We start from the raw sequence: 17,234 nt of genomic DNA, 5'->3' as shown, positions 1-17,234 counted from the left end.
AAGCCGCTGCCTTGGCAGCCGTATTTATGGCTCGCATGAATAGAGATAGAGGTGCGGCTAGTGGCATTTTGGAGTCCATCGATAAGTCTTATTCTGGAGGTAAGATTGATTTTTCCGCAGCAAAAGCAGTGTTGAGAAAATACCAGGGTGCTGAGAACGTACAAGAAATTTTGGCAAAACATGCCTATCTTTTAACTGTAATGGCTTCATTATTAGAGGCAGCACGTGAGGATGGTGTTGTGCCGAGTTCAGAATTTTTATGGCTAAAGCCCATAGACCGCCGTTTATGGTATATGCTTAACTGTGTAGGGCGACAAACTCCCTTTGCTGAGGTGGCGGGGCCGTTCGCTCATTGGCGTGCTGAAAAGGTAATGGGACGACGTTCGTTGGTGCCTATGATCGATGAGGCAATTAAAGCGTTAGAAATTGCGGTAAAAGAAGTTAAATTAACACCTAAAGAATTGCAGGAGTTAGAGCCATGATGCGCGGTATTGATTCACGTCATGAGATAGATCCTACCCAGCTTTTGCGGGATACTCGGACTCTTGGCCAGCGTTTTGCTGATTTCTTTTCTGACCCCACAAATGTCGCTATCGTTTTAGTTTCTTTATCGGCTGCAGCTTATTATTTATCTGAAGTTTCCAGCCTAATGTTAATCGTTGGGGCCTCTTTCTTTTTATATGCCTATTCAAAAAAACAAAAGCTTCCTTTCAGATTACCAAAGATCGCCAGGGTTAAGGATTATAACGATTTAAAACCAGGTATTGGAACTCCGAATATCGCAAGAGGGATCGCATTTTTCGGTAATGATCGCAAGACCAAAGAAGAATTATGGTTTGCCAATGATGATTTAAGAACTCATGCTCTTATTTTCGGTTCCACTGGTAGTGGTAAAACGGAAACCTTGGTTTCACTGGCTTATAATGCACTAGTACAAGCAAGTGGTTTTATTTATGTGGACGGTAAAGGGGATAACTCTCTTTACGCTAAAGTTTTCTCCATGGTACGTAGCATGGGGCGTGAAGATGATTTATTGTTGATTAACTTCATGACAGGTGCTCGTGATATTGTTGGTCCGCAGGAAAGACGCTTGTCAAATACTCTCAACCCTTTTTGCCAAGGCTCCTCAAGTATGTTAACCCAGCTTGTGGTAAGTTTGATGGGCTCTTCAGGCCAATCATCCGATGGGGATATGTGGAAAGGTCGTGCTATCAGTTTCGTTGAAGCGCTGATGAAACTGTTAGTTTACATGCGTGATGAGGGAGCAATTTTACTTGATGCGAATACGATTCGAAACTATTTTGATTTAACACGCCTTGAGTCGATTGTTATCGATAAGGTTTTCCCCCGTGATGAACAAGAAAGCGTCAATATAGAGTCTGTTCCGAAATTAATTACCGACCCATTGCGTAACTATGTCTATAACCTTCCTGGTTATAACAAAGAGAAAAAAGGTAAGCAGGTCTCACAAGTATTAGAGCAACATGGTTTTATTACCATGCAGTTAGTTCGTGTGTTTTCTTCACTGGCAGATACTTATGGTCATATTATTCGAACTAACCTTGCAGAGGTAGATTTCAAAGACGTCGTTCTTAATCGAAGGATTTTAGTAGTGCTACTCCCGGCTTTAGAGAAATCCCCGGACGAATTGTCTAACCTTGGTAAAGTTATTGTTTCTTCACTAAAAGCAATGATGGCTGCGGGTTTGGGGGACCAGGTAGAAGGGGATTATCGGGATGTAATTGAAAGAAAACCAACTAATTCACCCACGCCGTATATGTGTATTTTGGATGAGTATGGGTATTACGCAGTACAAGGTTTTGCTGTTGTACCAGCTCAAGCGCGTTCACTCGGATTTTCAGCAATTTTTGCAGGGCAAGACTTGCCAGCATTCCAAAAAGCTTCTAAAGAAGAAGCTGCATCAATCGGTGCTAACACTAACATTAAGATTTGTATGAAGCTTGAAGACCCTACCGAAACATGGGACTTCTTTACAAAAACAGCTGGTGAAGCCTATGTCACCAAAGTGGACTCTTTCCAGACTAAAGAGACCAGCATGGCTAATAGCTATATGGATACTAAAAGTTCTTCTTTTGAAAAACGAGCCCGTATCGACCTACTAGATTTAAAAGAGCAAACTGAGGGTGAAGCTCATATTTTCTTTAAATCAAAAATTGTTCGTGCTCGTATGTTTTATGCCAATCCTAAACCGGTAAAACAATTAAAACTTAACCAATTCCTGAAGGTAGAGCCACCACCAGATGAATATTTAATGAAGTTACAAAAGCAGCTCTCAGGATTTCAAAAAATATTGGAAAGTGGTGATCTAAGTATCAATAAAATGGTCGAAACGGAAGAAATCACTCTAATTACTAAAGCTCTCCATGAGTCTAAGATTAGTGAGCCAATTGAGCGAGGAGTAGCGGCTTTATTAGCATTTCATGGCCATAATGAACCTCCTCCGGCTGAAGAGTTGATAGAGGAAGAAGAAGAAGGCGTACTAACCATCTTCAGTAGGCTTCGTCGTTCGGCCAATGCCTTACCAATTCTTGCTAAGGACGTTGAACAATTTTCGCAACCATTAATTGCAATTAATGAGACAAGAAACTACTTGTCTATCATTGAACGCATCAGTGGGGCAAAGGATAAATATGCCGGTACTGTGGCGAATGAACTTATCAAAGACTTCCAGATGGCAACTGGCTACCCACCACAAGAGCGTGATGAAATTAGCGCTTCTGACTTGTCTCAATTGGTCAATATGCTTTCCGAAAAAATAGTTAGCGAGCGTGAAAAAGCGAATGCTAAGGCTTCAGAAGAACTGTAAGATCTATTCTCAAAGAGTGTTTTTGACAAAACCTTAAAATATCGTAACTAATGTTGATTCTTTAGACTTGCTTGAAAAAATCAAGCAAGTATAGGGATTATTGTAAGGCATTGTTTAAGATCTAAGTTTGAATAGCGCGCTAATTGAATGTCAAACACCTGATAGCTGCTGGGATTCATCAATTATTTTGCATCTTGTTAAATAGAGTTTGCATTTCTAGAAATTCGTTCTATAAAATTAGAATGTTAACAATCAATCCTAAATTCTACTTTAATTTTAAGAATTGCTTGTAACGCAATGATTTGTATGTTTTTATTTGATCTAATGAGAAAATCTAATAATTAAGAGGGTATGAAGTGAAACGATTGCGTGTTGGCGTATGTTATTTTTCAACATGGCATGCCGCTTTGCTAGCCTCTCTATTATTGCTCGGTTGCAACAGAGCAACGTGGATACCACCCTTTGATGGTCCAAGATTACCTAGAAAAGTTGAGGGTACTTCTGATAAGGAAGTCATACGGCTACAAAAGAGATTGACTAAATGCGGTGTGAAAGTAGTGACTATTGGTTCGGACTATATGATAAGTATTCCTTCTGCAGCATTATTTGCTGATCAGTCCCCACGATTGACTTGGGAATCGTATGGTTTATTGAATAACGTCGTCAGCTTTTTAAAGCAATTCCGTAAAGTTGCTATTACCGTTACAAGCTATAGTAGTAAGTATGTTTCTCCAAAACGTGAACATGCTTTAACATTAACGAGATCAAGAGCAATAGCTGATTATTTGTGGTCACAAGGGGTAGACAGTCGATTTATCTTTACAGTTGGGGCGGGTAGTGATAAACCTATCATGGCTTACACTCAGGGTGGTGATAAATCGCCCAATTCGCGCGTTGAGATTACTTTCAGAGATGCAATCATTTAGACGGTGATAGGATGGGGCGAGAGACTTGGGATACGATAAAAAATTCTAAAGCATTTTATATTCGTACCTATCGTAAAGGTGCAACATTTGTTATTGTATCCCTGCTTATAAATTTACTGTTAAGTCTTGCAATTTATTATGTTCATTTTAATCAGCCCGACCCTGATTTTTATGCAACGAGTGGAATTACGCCTCCTATAATGCTAACTCCACTAAAGACGCCGAATTACTCAAACACACCCTTACTGGAGCCTGATCCTATTAATGATGATGAAACAAGGGTCATACCGCAATAACCGAGGACATTATGGCTGAAGATGCTTTAACAACAGTTGCAATGAGAAATACTTTTTACCGCGACAGTCAACGTAAAATCATGGTTGTACTTTTGATTTCCGTGCTTATCAATTGCATTTTAGGCTCTTTGCTTTTTTATTTATTGACTCATCCTCCTGCACCTAAATATTTTGCTACCAGTATCAATGGAAGAATAACCCCTTTATACCCATTAAATGAGCCCAATCAATCGGATTCAGCAGTATTGCAATGGGCAAATCAAGCAGCAATTGCGGCATTTACTTATAATTTCGTAAATTACCGTGAAGAGTTGCAAGCTTCTTCCGGATTTTTCACTGCAGATGGGTGGTCGCAATTTTTAAACGCACTGCAAGAATCAAATAACCTTGATGCTGTAAAAGCAAAAAAATTAATTGTTTCAGCGGTTGCAACCCGTGCGCCTATCATTCTGCAAAAGGGAATTTTAAATGGAAGATACTCCTGGCGTGTACAAATGCCAATTTTAGTAACCTATCAGAGTGCTAGTGAGTTTTCCCAGCAAAATAACGTGGTGACTATGTTAATAACAAGAGTTTCAACATTGAATTCTCCACGTGGTATTGGTATATCTCAGTTTGTTGTGGGGCCAGCTACTGGTGGATTAAGTCAATGAATAATAAGAAAAAATCAATTTTTCAATATGTTGGGGTAGCTGCTATCCTTCTTCTCGATTCCATGCATTTAGGATATTCAGCGGATCAGTCGGACTCAGCTCAACAAGCATTGCAACAATTGCGTCTTTTGCAACAAAAACTTTCGCAAACAGGGACGCAATTTCAACCAGGACAGCCTACGCAAGGGCAGGGGGCGCAGCCAACACAAGGACAGGGTGCACAACCAACACAAGGTCAGGCGACACAGCAACAAACTGGTACAACGACACCTCCCAATCAACCTGCAGGCCCGCAAACGCAGGCTCCGCAAGTACAGGGACCTCAAGCACAGACACAACAAGATAATACTCCCTCTACACCTGAGGCTGATAATGAACTTATTGATAGTCAGGCATTTGAAGGAGTGACACGACAATTGTTCCCACTAACTCCAGAGCAAATTGTTAGGTTAAAGCAAATATACAATAGTTCTGAATATGCACAAGCTGCAACGGCTGGCACGCCGCCCAAACCAACGGCTACCTCACAATTTGTCAATTTGTCTCCAGGTTCCACACCACCGGTTATTCGTTTATCCCAAGGATTTGTTTCCTCATTAGTTTTCCTGGATTCAACTGGGTCGCCGTGGCCTATTAGCGCATACGATTTGGGAGACCCTGCTTCTTTTAATATCCAATGGGACAAATCAGGTAACACCTTAATGATTCAATCATTAAAACTATATACCTATGGTAACTTGGCAGTTAGACTGCGTGGTCTTAATACCCCAGTCATGTTGACATTAATTCCAGGTCAAAAAGCAGTGGATTATCGCGTGGATTTACGAGTACAAGGCATTGGTCCTAATGCGAAAGCAATACCCATGGAAGAGGGTATTCCTCCTAGTGCCAATGATATTCTATTGCATGTATTGGATGGAGTTCCTCCTCCGGGTAGTCAGCGTTTGACAGTAAGCGGTGGGGATGCCAGAGCGTGGCTTTTGGATGAAAAAATGTATGTGAGAACAAATCTTACAATCTTATCTCCTGGTTGGATAGCTAGTATGACCAGCGCAGATGGGATGCGTGCTTATGAAATGCAGAAATCTCCAGTATTGCTTGTTTCCTGGCATGGTAAAGTCATGCAACTTAAGGTAGAAGGGTTATAATAAATGGCAGGTAAAAAAGAAAATCTTAAGGCGCTCTTCACTAATACTCGCTCACGAGTAATTATTATTTTTACTGCAATCTTGCTACTAATAGCTGTTGCCGTAGGAGTAATCAAGCTAAGAAGTACTGGAGATGTTGCTTCTGGTGTTTCCGCAGTCACTAATGTTCCTGGCATTCAATCTATTCCTGGAGCAATTGACCCAACTGTGCAATACGCAAAATTGCAGCAAGAACAAAATGTTTCTCAAGCTGTGCAGGCGATGCAAACAGGTGGAAGTGCTATTCCAACCATTATCCGTTCTCAGGCACTGGGCGAAGGTGTTCAGGTGATAGGTCCTCAACAAGGGGAAGGAGGCGTTGGATTTGCTACCCTTGCGCGTGAGGATGAAGCGGGTGCACAGCGCAGCTTATGGATTCAATCTTTACAAAATAGCAGTTGTAGTAAAGCAACTGTCACTAATGTAATGAATCAGGGGGCTACAATTGCTGACCTGAAAGCGGCTTGTACTTGTACACAATTAAGAGATAATGGATTTCAAATTAAAGATCTGGAGCAGACTTGCTCATGTAAAGAGCTAAGAGCTGCTGGATTTAATGCACGACAATTGAAAGATGCTGGTTTTGATGCTGGGCGTCTCAGGCTTTGCGGCTTTGATGCTTGCGAATTAAGAAATGCCGGCTTTACAGCCCAAGAAATGAAAGACGGGGGATTTACTGATGGTGAATTAAAAGGTGCTGGCTTTTCTGATAATGACATAGCAAAGGCAAGTGGTTTACCAGACGGTATCACATTAGCAGATGTGCGTAATGCAGACTGTCAAGTGGATGCTTTAAAACGTTTACGGGCTGCAGGTGTGACAGCATCAGCAATTCGTCGCATTAATGGTTGTAGTGCAGCACAATTAAAAGCTGCAGGATACACGGCTGCCGATTTGAGGAATGCAGGCTTTAGTGCCGCTGATTTAAAGAATGCTGGGTTTACTCCGGCGCAATTAAGACAAGCAGGATTTGGTGCAAGAGATCTGCTCAATGCAGGTTTTACTCCAGATGATTTAAGAAATGCGGGCTATACTCCCGGCGAAATAGCTGCTGCTGAATCTGAATTACCACCAGGAATTACCCCTGCAGATATTAAAAGCGCAGGCTGTGATATAGAAACTCTTAAGAAAGAACGTCTTGCAGGGGTAAGTGCTAAGCTCATTAGACAATATGCTGGATGTAGTGCTCAAGCTTTGAAGGCAGCGGGATTTACTGATGCTGATCTAGCAAATGCAGGTTTTACCCCAGCACAAATTGCTGCTGCAGGACCTGTGGATGACGATACCATTCGTGCTGCTGGGTGCGACCCGGATAAATTGAAGGTTTTACTCAGTAAGGGTGTATCTGCCAAAAGGATCCGCACGTTAAATGGTTGTACTGCCGATGCTTTAAAGGCAGCCGGCTATGATGCCAAAGCCTTAAAGGATGCAGGATTTACTGATACAGATTTGGCAAATGCAGGCTTTACTCCTGCCCAAATTGCTGCCGCAAGTCCAGTAGATGATAATACCATTCGTGCAGCAGGATGCGATCCTACTAAATTAAGGGCTCTTTTAGTACAGGGGGTATCTGCTAAGAGAATTCGTGATTTGAATGGTTGTAGTCTTGATGCCTTGAAAGCAGCTGGTTTTGATGCCAAAGAGTTAGCGGCAGCAGGGTTCACTCCCCAGCAATTGTTGGCTGCAGGATTTACTCCCGATCAAGTAGGCGCTGCCACTGGACTTTCTGATGCTACGATTCGTTCGGCAGGTTGCGATCCCGCCAAATTAAAATATTTGTTTAGCCAAGGAGTCTCGGCAAAACGAATACGGGATTTAAATGGTTGTAGTGCTGAGGCTCTGAAGGCGGCAGGCTATGATGCTAAAGCCTTGTCTAATGCAGGCTTTACCCCAGCAGAACTTTTGGCTGCCGGTTTTACTCCAGAACAGCTAAGACAGGCTGGCGTTGGCACTGCAGCTGTAGTTGCTGCTGGTAGAACGGCTGATTGCAGTGTCGCTTCTTTAAAAGCTGCCAGAGCCGCTGGCGTTTCTGCAACTACCATTAGACAAACGTTAGGTTGTAGTGCTGCTGCGATGAAAGCTGCAGGATATACAGCTGCCGAATTAAGAGCAGCTGGTTTTACTGCTGCAGAATTAAAGAATGCTGGTTTCAGTGCAGCTGATCTTAAAAACGCTGGTTTTTCTGCTAGAGAGTTACGAGCAGCTGGTTTTAGTGCAGCTGATCTAAAAAATGCTGGGTTTTCTGCTAGCGAATTAAAAGATGCAGGTTTTAGTGCAGCCGATTTGAAGAATGCCGGATTTTCCGCGAGTCAGCTTAAAGCAGCCGGATTTAGTGCGAAGGATCTGAAAGATGCAGGATTTAGCGCAGCAGACTTGCGAAATGCAGGGTATTCAGCCAAGGATCTCAAGGATGCGGGTTTTACTGCTGATGAATTGAAAGATGCAGGCTTTAGTGATGCAGAATTGCAAAATGCAGGTTTTCCAGGCTCTCAAGTTGCCGGTTTACAAGGAGTGACTCAAGAAGGGGCTCCTTCAACTGTTCCGGGTCTTCCGGGGGTACCAGGTGCGGCAGACGGGCAGTCATTGGCTGCTGCAGACGCTTCTAATTCCAGACAATTGCAAGCAATTTTAGACAGACAGAATCGGCAATTGGCTGACCAACGCTTTCAGCAAAAAATTCAGCAACGTATGGCTCAGATGCTTGGTACAGCGAACCAATCTTTACAAGCTTGGCAGAAAATTTCGGTTCAGTCATACAATGCTACATCGGAAGGGGATACTGCAAAAACTGCGGCTGAAACGGCTACTTCTGCGACTGGACAAACAATCAGCCAAACACAAACTACTAGCCAAGGTGGTGGATTTAATACGAATCAAAAAGCTATTATTAGAACGGGTGATATTCTTTTTGCCGTATTAGATACCTCGGTAAACAGTGATGAACCAGGCCCAATTTTAGCGACAATTGTTTCTGGTAAGTTTAAAGGTGCCAAACTAATTGGAAGTTTCAATTTACCAAGTAACGCCGATAAAATGGTCATTAGCTTTAATACGATGTCTATACCTGGGGCTGCGAAAACAATTTCAATCAGCGCATTTGCTATTGATCCAAATACTGCAAGAACCGCACTAGCTAGCAAAGTGGACCATCATTACCTATTACGCTACGGTTCATTATTTGCCTCTTCCTTCATTGAAGGATTTGGTAATGCTTTCCAATCTGCGAACACTACAGTTACGATCGGTGGCACAGGTGGTGGAGATAATATCACTGTACAAAATGGTATTGGCCGCTCTGCCTTAGAGAATGCGGTAATTGGTTTGGCAACCGTGGGTAAAAGCTGGGGGCAGGTGGCGCAGCAGCAATTTAGTACTCCTGTAACGGTAGAGGTCTATTCAGGGACTGGCGTGGGTGTACTGTTTACTCAGGATGTAACCTCACTTTAACTTGAATGAGTAGGTAAGACATGGTAGATGATGACAAAGAAGAAAAAAATGAATATGGTGATGAGTATCAATTTTCGGATCTGGATGTTATTAGTCCAGATGCAGCAGAAGAGGATGCGGCTACTCAGACTCCCGCTGCAAAAAAAGGGGAGGGTAGTACGAATATTAGACGTAATGCTCTAGTGGCAGTGGTCATAATAGTTGTTGTTATGCTTGCTTATAAATTCTTAGGACCTCTTTTTACAAAGAAACCACAAACGTCTGATGTACCGCCTATTGCAGCGACTACTTCGCAACAGATAACACCACAACCTCAGCCACAGGAACAGCCTGTTGTAACGCCTACTGAGCCGCCACCAACTGCGCAAACTACAACGCCAGTAGTGCAGCCGCCCCCAAGTGAAGATAACTCCCAAATTAATCAAAGATTATCAGCTCTTGAAGTAAGTCAGCAAAATCTCCGTTCTGAAATGGATGCAGTGAATAGTCAGTTGGCAACGATTAATACAAACCTTAATGCACTGGCTACTAAGATAGCTCAATTGAATCAGGCATTAACTGTTATTGTAGCTAGGGTCGAGGAACAATCCAAAGAAATGGCTATAATAACATTACGAACAAAGCCAAAAACTTTAAAACGTATAGTAGTAAAAGCACCACCGCCACCTACTTATTTTATTCAGGCTATAATACCAGGAAGAGCGTGGTTAATTGCGCAAAATGGGTCTACAATTACGGTAAGAGAAGGAACACAAATAGCAGGTTATGGTGTTGTAAAAATGGTTGATTCTAGACAGGGAAGGGTCGTAACAAGTTCTGGTAGAGTGATAAGGTTTAGCCAGCAAGATAGTTGAGGCAATTTATGTCTAGTGGAAATAATACTGGTAATTCAGTTATTAATTGGTTAAATAATCAAGCCGATATATTGAATAATATTGCTAATAATTTGTTACCAGTTGAGCGCTTGGTTACTGGAGCTGCTTATTTAATAGGTCTGGCATTTGCATTTAAAGCAATATATAGTTTAAAAGCATACGGTGAATCAAGAACCATGATGTCCACCAGTACTAGTATAAAAGAGCCTTTAGCTTATCTGTTAGTGGCTGGGATATTTATTTATTTCCCTACAGGATTGGCAATTTTATTGCAAACTACTTTTGGTTCATCCAGTATTTTACAATACGCTCCTGTAAATAGCGACAATCAGGCAATAACAGCAGTATTTGGTACTGGAAGCACAATAGGTAGACCTATAGCAATAATAATTCAAACACTAGGTGTGATTGCTTTTGTGAGAGGATGGGTTCTTATCGCTCGTTCTGCTTCACAGGGACAGCCACCAGGTGGAACAGGAAAGGGGTTAGTACATGTTTTTGGCGGTATTTTAGCAATGAACATTGTGGCGACGCTTCAAATCATTAATAATACAATTTATGGTACTAGTTAACTGTTTTTAGAAGGAGAAATTAAGTGAATAAGCCATTAAATTTAAAGCACAATTTGAAACAGCTGCTTATATTTACTGCTTGCCTTGGTTTAATGGTCTTTGCAGGTGAGGTAGCTGCGAGTAGTAAAACTTTGGGGAATATGGCATCTAGTATTACAGGTTCGTTCACTAGTGTTGCTAAGTTGATTACTGCAGGTTCGTATTTGGCGGGTCTTGGTTTTTCTATTGGTGCGATTATGAAATTTAAACAGCACAAAGATAACCCAACGCAAATACCGATTGGTACTCCTATTGCACTTGTATTTATCGCAGCAGCTTTATTGTTCCTACCTTCTATTCTAGGTGTTACAGGTCAAACTATGTTTGGTGAAGCAGGGTCTGTGGCAGGTCCTACTGGAACTATCTTCACTGGTTCTGGCGGTTAAGAGTAAATGTAGAATCAGGAAGACAAGTACTTGTCTTCCTGATTTTTTTTACTAAATTTTTTATTTATAGTTTTGCTATTGTGAGTATTAAATGGCAGGTCACCAAGAACGTGGTAATTTGAAACTTACAGCGAGTGCGGGTTCTTGGCGTTTATATTCTGCCAGGAAGGCTGATGAGCGTTTTAAAGCTTTCGAATTGAAAGTTTTTCAGCGCGATCGCTACACTTGTCAGTTCTGTGGGTTCCAAGCCAAACTCTTTCAAGAAATAGTGAATGTTGATTACGATTTCACTAACAATCGATTATCAAATTTGGCAACGGCTTGTTGTTTTTGTGCCCAATGTTTTTTTATTGAGTCCGTTGGTGTCGGGGGATATGGCGGAGGAACTCTAGTTTATCTTCCAGAACTTAGCCAGGCAGAATTAAATAGCTTATGCCATGTATTATTTTGTGCTATCACCAATGATACAGGTTATAAAAGTAGTGCTCAAAATATTTATAGAAGTTTTAAATTTCGTTCTCAAATTGTTGAAGAAAAATATGGAGAAGGTACTAGTGACCCTGCAATTTTTGGACAGTTGATTATTGATTCAGCTGTTACTCCAGATGTAGCTGAGAATTTATTTAAAAATATTCGGTTACTACCTTCTCGAGCCAAATTTCGCAAGCAAATTGAGCGTTGGGCTGCTAGTGCATTGGAAGAAATTACAGAGAATAAATAAAGAGTGAGTGACTTCTAAGTTGTACCCAAAAGGGTTACTAAATTGATTAGTTAATAATAGGAAATGACATGGGGAAATGGGCAGAGTCATTTTTTGAAGGTGTTGATACCTTTTTTGCCTGGCTAAGTACATCATTGAAACAAACGACTGAGGCCTATTGTGATTTAGAAACAGCAGATAGTCCGACTGTTTTGGTGAATCATGATGGTAGTTTGTTATCGATTCTTAAAGTTGAAGGTATTACTGCACTTGCAGGTGCGGAAGAGTTTGAACGTTTGGTAGAGGGTTTAAGCAATGCTTTCCAGGCAGCAATGGGGCGTCCTGGTCATTCTTTGCAAGTATATTTTAGCCATGATAAACAGAATATAAAAAAGGTTATACAAGATGTTTATGCGCCTGCTGAGGCGACTGCCAAAAGATTAGAGTTATCGCTCGATGATTTATTTACTGAGCGGGTCAATTTTTTGGCGCAATATTGTGCCGAAGAGCGTGTATATTTTGTGCTATACACCCGCCCTTATAATCTGCCTCAAGAGCAGTTAAAAACAGCATCTAAAGCGAAGATGAAGATGCTTAGAGATTTAAAAGCGCCACCGTTTAAGAATACGCAAACTATTTACGCAGCTATACCTGAGTTACGAGATACCCATGAAGCGTATGTGCGCGCTATTATGAATGACTTGGATGCATTAAATATCATTGCAAGATTAATGGATGTGCATGAGGCTGTGCATGCTATCCGTATGACGGCGGACCCTGATTTTACTGCTGATGATTGGCAGGCCGCTTTGCCGGGTGACAAAATATTACCTCGTGAAATTAACGGGTTTGATGGCGACCCTTCTGATCTGCTATGGCCGTCTCTCGCAAAGCAAGTCATTCCTCGTGATGTTGAGTCTTTGGATTTAAGAACGGTCAAAGTCGGAAACAAATTATATTCGTCTGTATTTATCGATCTTTTTCCTAAGGACATTCGGCCTTTTATTAGTTTATTTGCACGTATTTTGCCTTCACATATTCCTTGGCGCATTTCTTTTTTAATCGAAAGTGAAGGATTAAATACGTTGAAGCTTAAAGGGTTGTTGTCCGCAATTTTAAGTTTCTCTTCTGCACAAAACCGATTAATTAGTGACTCTGTTAACCTATTAAAGTATTTGCAGCTTAACACGGATGATGCAATCGTTCGCTTACGGGTGGTAGCAACTACTTGGGCTCCTGAGGATCAATTACCGTTATTAAGAAGACGAAGTTCGGAATTGGTTAAAGCTATTCAAGGTTGGGGTTCTACAGATGTTTCAGAGATTTGTGGCGATCCCTTTGCTGGATTTGTTTCCAGTATGTTAGCAACCACATTGAAAAGTGCAGCAGTTCCTTCTGTCGCTCCCTTATCTCATGTCATTTCTATGCTGCCAATTACGAGGCCGGCATCTCTATGGGAAACTGGTGCGTTATTATTTCGTACGCCAGATGGTAAGCCTTGGCCATTCCAGCCAGGCTCTACACAACAAACAACATGGATTGATTTGGTTTATGCGCGTCCAGGATCGGGTAAGTCTGTTTTATCAAATGCACTTAATTTAGCACTTTGTCTCTCAGGTGGATTAACCCGTTTACCTCGTATTGCAATTATCGATATCGGACCTTCCAGTAGTGGCTTAATTTCTTTGCTGAGAGAAGCTCTTCCTGCGTCTCAACGACATTTAGTAGCCTACCATCGCTTACGAATGACTCCTGACTACTCAATTAATCCTTTTGATACTCAGTTGGGTTGTCGCTATCCTACAGCTTTGGAACGTGCATTTTTGGTAAATTTTTTAACGTTGCTAACAACACCACTCGGAGCGGCAAAGCCTTATGATGGTATGGCAGATTTGGCTGGGATGGTGGTTGATGAGCTTTATAAGAGCCTCGCTGACGAGTTCAATCCCACTCCCTATGCTTCCGGCGTAGAAGAGTTTATTGATAGTATTTTAGAAGAAATTGGTTTTGTTAAAGATTCCAAATCAACCTGGTGGGAAGTAACAGACTCTCTTTATTCAGCGGGCTTTGTTCATGAAGCAATGCTTGCTCAGCGTTACGCCATGCCCCTTCTTGCAGACGCTGCGTCCATTTGCCGTACTCCATCTATTGAAGATTTGTATGAAAAAGTAACGGCGCCTACCGGCGAATCATTGATTAATGCTTTTTCTCGTATGATCTCTGGTGCAGTTCGCGAATATCCTATTTTGTCGAGAGTGACTAGTTTTGATATTGGTGATGCGCGTGTTGTTTCTCTTGATTTGGACGAGGTGGCTAAAAGTGGGGGGGATGCTGCAGACAGACAAACATCGGTAATGTATATGTTAGCTCGTTATGTGTTGGCACGTCATTATTATCTAACAGAAGAAAGTTTGAATAATATTCCAGAGCAATACCAGGAATATCATAAGGAAAGAGTTCTGGAAATTAGAGAAGATCCTAAACGCATTGTCTATGATGAATTCCATCGCACTTCAAAATCTTCTGCTGTGCGTGATCAAGTGATTATTGATATGCGGGAAGGTCGTAAATGGAAAGTACAAATTGCCTTGCTGTCGCAATCTGTTGATGATTTCGATGCCATTATGATTGATTTCAGTACAGCAATTTACGTGATGGATGCTGGCCCTTCACAGGCAGTGGAAAAAACAAGTCAAATTTTTGGATTGTCTAATACTGCTAAAACGGCACTGCGTACTCGGGTTCATGGGCCTCGTATGGGAGGAGCGACGTTTCTTGTACAATACGCAACAAAAAGTGGTGTTAACGTGCAGTTACTTACTCTCACCTTAGGCCCCGTGGAATTATGGGCATTTAGCACCACCGCAGAAGATGCGACGGTTCGTAATCAACTTTATCGTCATTTAGGTCCTGCGGAGGCACGAAGGTTGCTCGCTAATCTATTTCCCAATGGTTCAGTCGCGAGAGAAATTGAAGTACGTTTAGCATCGATGAGAGAACAGACTGGCCTGATTGAAGAGGATGCTAAAGCATCCGTGGTTGAGCAATTGGTCACAGATATTCTTAATGCTTATGCAAAAGACCCAGATATAAAAATATTGCCTAAGGCCTCCCATTGATAGATTACTAGGTATTGATACTTCACAAATGAATTCTGTTATTTAGGCTCTGTTTACAACTCTACTATCTTGGCTGAAAAGTTTTGATTTTCTGTGCTTCGTTGCTCATGCCCTTCAAGTATGCTGCGCTATAATGTTCGAAAATCAAGACTTTCGGCTCAAGCTAGCGAATTGTAAACAGACCCTAGTTAACGCTAAAATTGAACGCAAGAATTTTTAGGTTGAATAGGGATAAATATGGATGTTATTTACCTGGCAAGTCTCCTTCTGTGTTTATTACTAACTGCAGCACTTATTATCGGTTGCGATAAGCTTGGAGAAGATTAATGAGTCTTTTCTATTGGATTGGAGGAGTTGTTGCAGTCGCCTTATTGGTTTACCTGATTATTGCCTTATTAAAGGCTGAGGTACTCTGATGGCATTTCAATCACTGCTGCTATTGATTGTATTTCTTATAGTGCTATTCCTTTTTGCTTATCCTCTCGGCCTATACATGGTAAAAGTTGCTGAGGGAAAAATCATTTATGGCTTTGGTTGGCTTATACGATTTGAAAAATGGTTTTATCGATTAGCAGCTACCTCTCAAGATGTGGTGATGAGTTGGAAAACTTATGCAATGTCGTTATTGATCTTTAACGTGATTGGGGTTTTTGCCGTTTATGGTTTTCAACGTCTTCAAAACTGGCTGCCACTTAATCCGCAAAATTTTCCCAGCATAAACCCTGACTTAGCGTTTAATACCGCTATTAGCTTTGTTACAAATACTAATTGGCAGAGCTATAGTGGTGAAGAAACTATGAGCTATTTGACTCAGATGGTTGCTTTAACGGGACAAAATTTCTTTTCAGCCGCTACGGGAATGGCAGTATTATTCGCTTTGATTCGTGGGTTCAGATCGCATTCGATGGAGACAATTGGTAATTTTTGGGTAGATCTGACGCGCTCCATACTCTACGTATTAATCCCTTTATCGACTGTTTTGGCCATTGCTCTCATGAGTCAAGGTGTGATTCAAAATTTCTCACCTTATAAGCAAGCTCAACTAATAGACCCTATCCATTATACGCAAATGAAGCAAGCTATAGAGGGTAATCTGGTCGCAGAAAGCTATAATATTGAAAGTCAAACTTTGGCAATGGGGCCTGTAGCGTCGCAAGAGGCAATTAAACTTTTGGGGACTAATGGAGGGGGCTTCTTTAATACAAACTCTGCCCATCCTTATGAGAATCCAGCGCCATTGAGTAATTTTTTACAGATGTTAGCGATTTTTATTATACCTGTAGGTCTTTGTTTTACTTTTGGAGTGATGGTTGGAGATAGAAGACAGAGTTGGGCAATATTGGGTGCGATGCTCTTAATTTTTGTAGTACTTGTCATGAGTATATTTCATGCAGAGCAACAAGAAGATCCTGGTTTGACAGCATTGGGTCTAGATCAATCCTATACCCCTTTACAATCAGGTGGCAATATGGAGGGTAAAGAAACCCGTTTTGGAATCAGTGCTTCGACCTTATTTGCCTCGTTAACCACAAGTGCTTCTTGTGGAGCGGTCAATTCCATGCATGATTCTTATTATCCCATTGGGGGTATGATACCGTTGGTATTTATGCAATTGGGTGAAGTAATATTTGGGGGAGTAGGGGCTGGACTGTATAGTATGCTTATTTTTGCTATTTTAGCCGTTTTTATTTCTGGTTTAATGATTGGCCGCACTCCAGAATATTTAGGAAAAAAAATCCAAGCCTACGAGATGAAAATGGCGTCAATAACCGTACTCATAACACCAATTTTGGTCTTAGTAGGAACCGCGATTGCGGTGAGTTTTCAGGCTGGTAAAGTCGGAGTAGCGAATCCCGGACCTCATGGATTCTCTGAGATACTCTACGCATTTACTTCAGCAGGTAACAATAATGGTAGTGCTTTCGCTGGATTATTAACGAATACCCCATTTTATAATACATTATTAGCTATTGTAATTTGGTTTGGACGGTTTGGAATGATCGTCCCTGTTTTGGCTATTGCAGGTTCTCTGGCTCGCAAAAAACGAATCTCAATAAATGTGGGAACTATGCCAACTCATGGCCCTTTATTCATTTTATTATTGATAGGAACTGTCATTCTTCTAGGGATTTTAAATTATATACCTGCTCTTGCATTGGCCCCCATCATTGAGCAACTACAGTTTTTAACCAGGTAGGGAAGCCTGT

The 17,234-nt window shown here is 41.4% G+C and carries 14 protein-coding genes; all 14 read left to right on the top strand.

The window, feature by feature from the left end; genetic code table 11:
- Positions 1 to 482, top strand: a 482-nt coding sequence (gene icmP / locus Lbru_RS04250) for a type IVB secretion system coupling complex protein DotM/IcmP (protein WP_157061485.1), incomplete at its 5' end; no start/stop codon positions are given.
- On the top strand, positions 479 to 2,827 hold the full coding sequence (locus tag Lbru_RS04245) for a TraM recognition domain-containing protein (protein WP_058440949.1): 2,349 nt from the start codon (positions 479 to 481) through the stop codon (positions 2,825 to 2,827). The genes icmP and Lbru_RS04245, both read left to right, overlap by 4 nt.
- 356 nt (positions 2,828 to 3,183) lie before the next feature.
- A complete protein-coding gene (gene icmN, locus Lbru_RS04240; RefSeq protein ID WP_083500815.1) occupies positions 3,184 to 3,753 on the top strand; it encodes a type IVB secretion system protein IcmN/DotK in 570 nt (189 codons plus the stop codon).
- Between the two features lie 11 nt (positions 3,754 to 3,764).
- Positions 3,765 to 4,049, top strand: a complete 285-nt coding sequence (gene icmM / locus Lbru_RS04235; RefSeq protein WP_058440948.1) for a type IVB secretion system protein IcmM/DotJ — start codon at positions 3,765 to 3,767, stop codon at positions 4,047 to 4,049.
- Positions 4,050 to 4,060: 11 nt separating this feature from the next.
- The gene (locus tag Lbru_RS04230) at positions 4,061 to 4,702 is read left to right on the top strand and encodes a type IVB secretion system apparatus protein IcmL/DotI (protein ID WP_058440947.1); all 642 of its coding nucleotides are present in this window, start codon (positions 4,061 to 4,063) and stop codon (positions 4,700 to 4,702) included.
- Positions 4,699 to 5,850 (top strand): DotH/IcmK family type IV secretion protein, encoded by a 1,152-nt coding sequence (locus tag Lbru_RS04225; RefSeq protein WP_083500814.1) that lies wholly within the window; start codon positions 4,699 to 4,701, stop codon positions 5,848 to 5,850. Before Lbru_RS04230 ends, Lbru_RS04225 begins: the two co-directional genes overlap by 4 nt.
- Before the next feature lie 3 nt (positions 5,851 to 5,853).
- The gene (gene dotG, locus Lbru_RS04220) at positions 5,854 to 9,336 is read left to right on the top strand and encodes a type IVB secretion system protein DotG/IcmE (RefSeq protein ID WP_058440946.1); all 3,483 of its coding nucleotides are present in this window, start codon (positions 5,854 to 5,856) and stop codon (positions 9,334 to 9,336) included.
- Between the two features lie 20 nt (positions 9,337 to 9,356).
- Positions 9,357 to 10,190, top strand: a complete 834-nt coding sequence (icmG, locus tag Lbru_RS04215; RefSeq protein ID WP_058440945.1) for a type IVB secretion system protein IcmG/DotF — start codon at positions 9,357 to 9,359, stop codon at positions 10,188 to 10,190.
- 8 nt (positions 10,191 to 10,198) lie between these two features.
- Entirely contained in the window at positions 10,199 to 10,783 is a 585-nt protein-coding gene (locus Lbru_RS04210) for a hypothetical protein (RefSeq protein WP_058440944.1), read from the top strand.
- A gap of 92 nt (positions 10,784 to 10,875) precedes the next feature.
- Entirely contained in the window at positions 10,876 to 11,208 is a 333-nt protein-coding gene (locus Lbru_RS04205) for a type IV secretion protein IcmD (RefSeq protein WP_083500819.1), read from the top strand.
- Between the two features lie 91 nt (positions 11,209 to 11,299).
- A complete protein-coding gene (icmJ, locus tag Lbru_RS04200; protein WP_058440942.1) occupies positions 11,300 to 11,929 on the top strand; it encodes a type IVB secretion system protein IcmJDotN in 630 nt (209 codons plus the stop codon).
- A gap of 68 nt (positions 11,930 to 11,997) precedes the next feature.
- Positions 11,998 to 15,027: a type IV secretion protein IcmB gene (locus Lbru_RS04195; protein WP_058440941.1), complete on the top strand. Its 3,030-nt coding sequence runs from the start codon at positions 11,998 to 12,000 to the stop codon at positions 15,025 to 15,027.
- Positions 15,028 to 15,353: 326 nt separating this feature from the next.
- Positions 15,354 to 15,443 carry a K(+)-transporting ATPase subunit F gene (gene kdpF, locus Lbru_RS04190; RefSeq protein WP_058440940.1) on the top strand — a complete coding sequence of 30 codons (90 nt, stop codon included), beginning with the start codon at positions 15,354 to 15,356 and terminating at the stop codon, positions 15,441 to 15,443.
- Positions 15,443 to 17,224 (top strand): potassium-transporting ATPase subunit KdpA, encoded by a 1,782-nt coding sequence (gene kdpA, locus Lbru_RS04185; RefSeq protein ID WP_058440939.1) that lies wholly within the window; start codon positions 15,443 to 15,445, stop codon positions 17,222 to 17,224. The genes kdpF and kdpA overlap by 1 nt, the downstream gene beginning before the upstream one ends.
- Positions 17,225 to 17,234 lie beyond the last annotated feature (10 nt).

Source organism: Legionella brunensis, from assembly GCF_001467025.1.
GTDB lineage: Bacteria > Pseudomonadota > Gammaproteobacteria > Legionellales > Legionellaceae > Tatlockia > Tatlockia brunensis.
This window is presented reverse-complemented; position numbering and strand designations above follow the sequence as displayed.

Bases quoted from the DNA above. Each gene is read 5' to 3' on its own strand.
- kdpA (WP_058440939.1), top strand. From the start codon at position 15,443: ATGGCATTTCAATCACTGCTGCTATTGATTGTATTTCTTATAGTGCTA.
- icmM (WP_058440948.1), top strand. From the start codon at position 3,765: ATGGGGCGAGAGACTTGGGATACGATAAAAAATTCTAAAGCATTTTAT.
- Lbru_RS04245 (WP_058440949.1), top strand. From the start codon at position 479: ATGATGCGCGGTATTGATTCACGTCATGAGATAGATCCTACCCAGCTT.
- Lbru_RS04230 (WP_058440947.1), top strand. From the start codon at position 4,061: ATGGCTGAAGATGCTTTAACAACAGTTGCAATGAGAAATACTTTTTAC.
- icmG (WP_058440945.1), top strand. From the start codon at position 9,357: ATGGTAGATGATGACAAAGAAGAAAAAAATGAATATGGTGATGAGTAT.
- Lbru_RS04225 (WP_083500814.1), top strand. From the start codon at position 4,699: ATGAATAATAAGAAAAAATCAATTTTTCAATATGTTGGGGTAGCTGCT.
- Lbru_RS04205 (WP_083500819.1), top strand. From the start codon at position 10,876: ATGGTCTTTGCAGGTGAGGTAGCTGCGAGTAGTAAAACTTTGGGGAAT.
- kdpF (WP_058440940.1), top strand. From the start codon at position 15,354: ATGAGTCTTTTCTATTGGATTGGAGGAGTTGTTGCAGTCGCCTTATTG.
- Lbru_RS04195 (WP_058440941.1), top strand. From the start codon at position 11,998: ATGGGGAAATGGGCAGAGTCATTTTTTGAAGGTGTTGATACCTTTTTT.
- Lbru_RS04210 (WP_058440944.1), top strand. From the start codon at position 10,199: ATGTCTAGTGGAAATAATACTGGTAATTCAGTTATTAATTGGTTAAAT.
- icmJ (WP_058440942.1), top strand. From the start codon at position 11,300: ATGGCAGGTCACCAAGAACGTGGTAATTTGAAACTTACAGCGAGTGCG.
- dotG (WP_058440946.1), top strand. From the start codon at position 5,854: ATGGCAGGTAAAAAAGAAAATCTTAAGGCGCTCTTCACTAATACTCGC.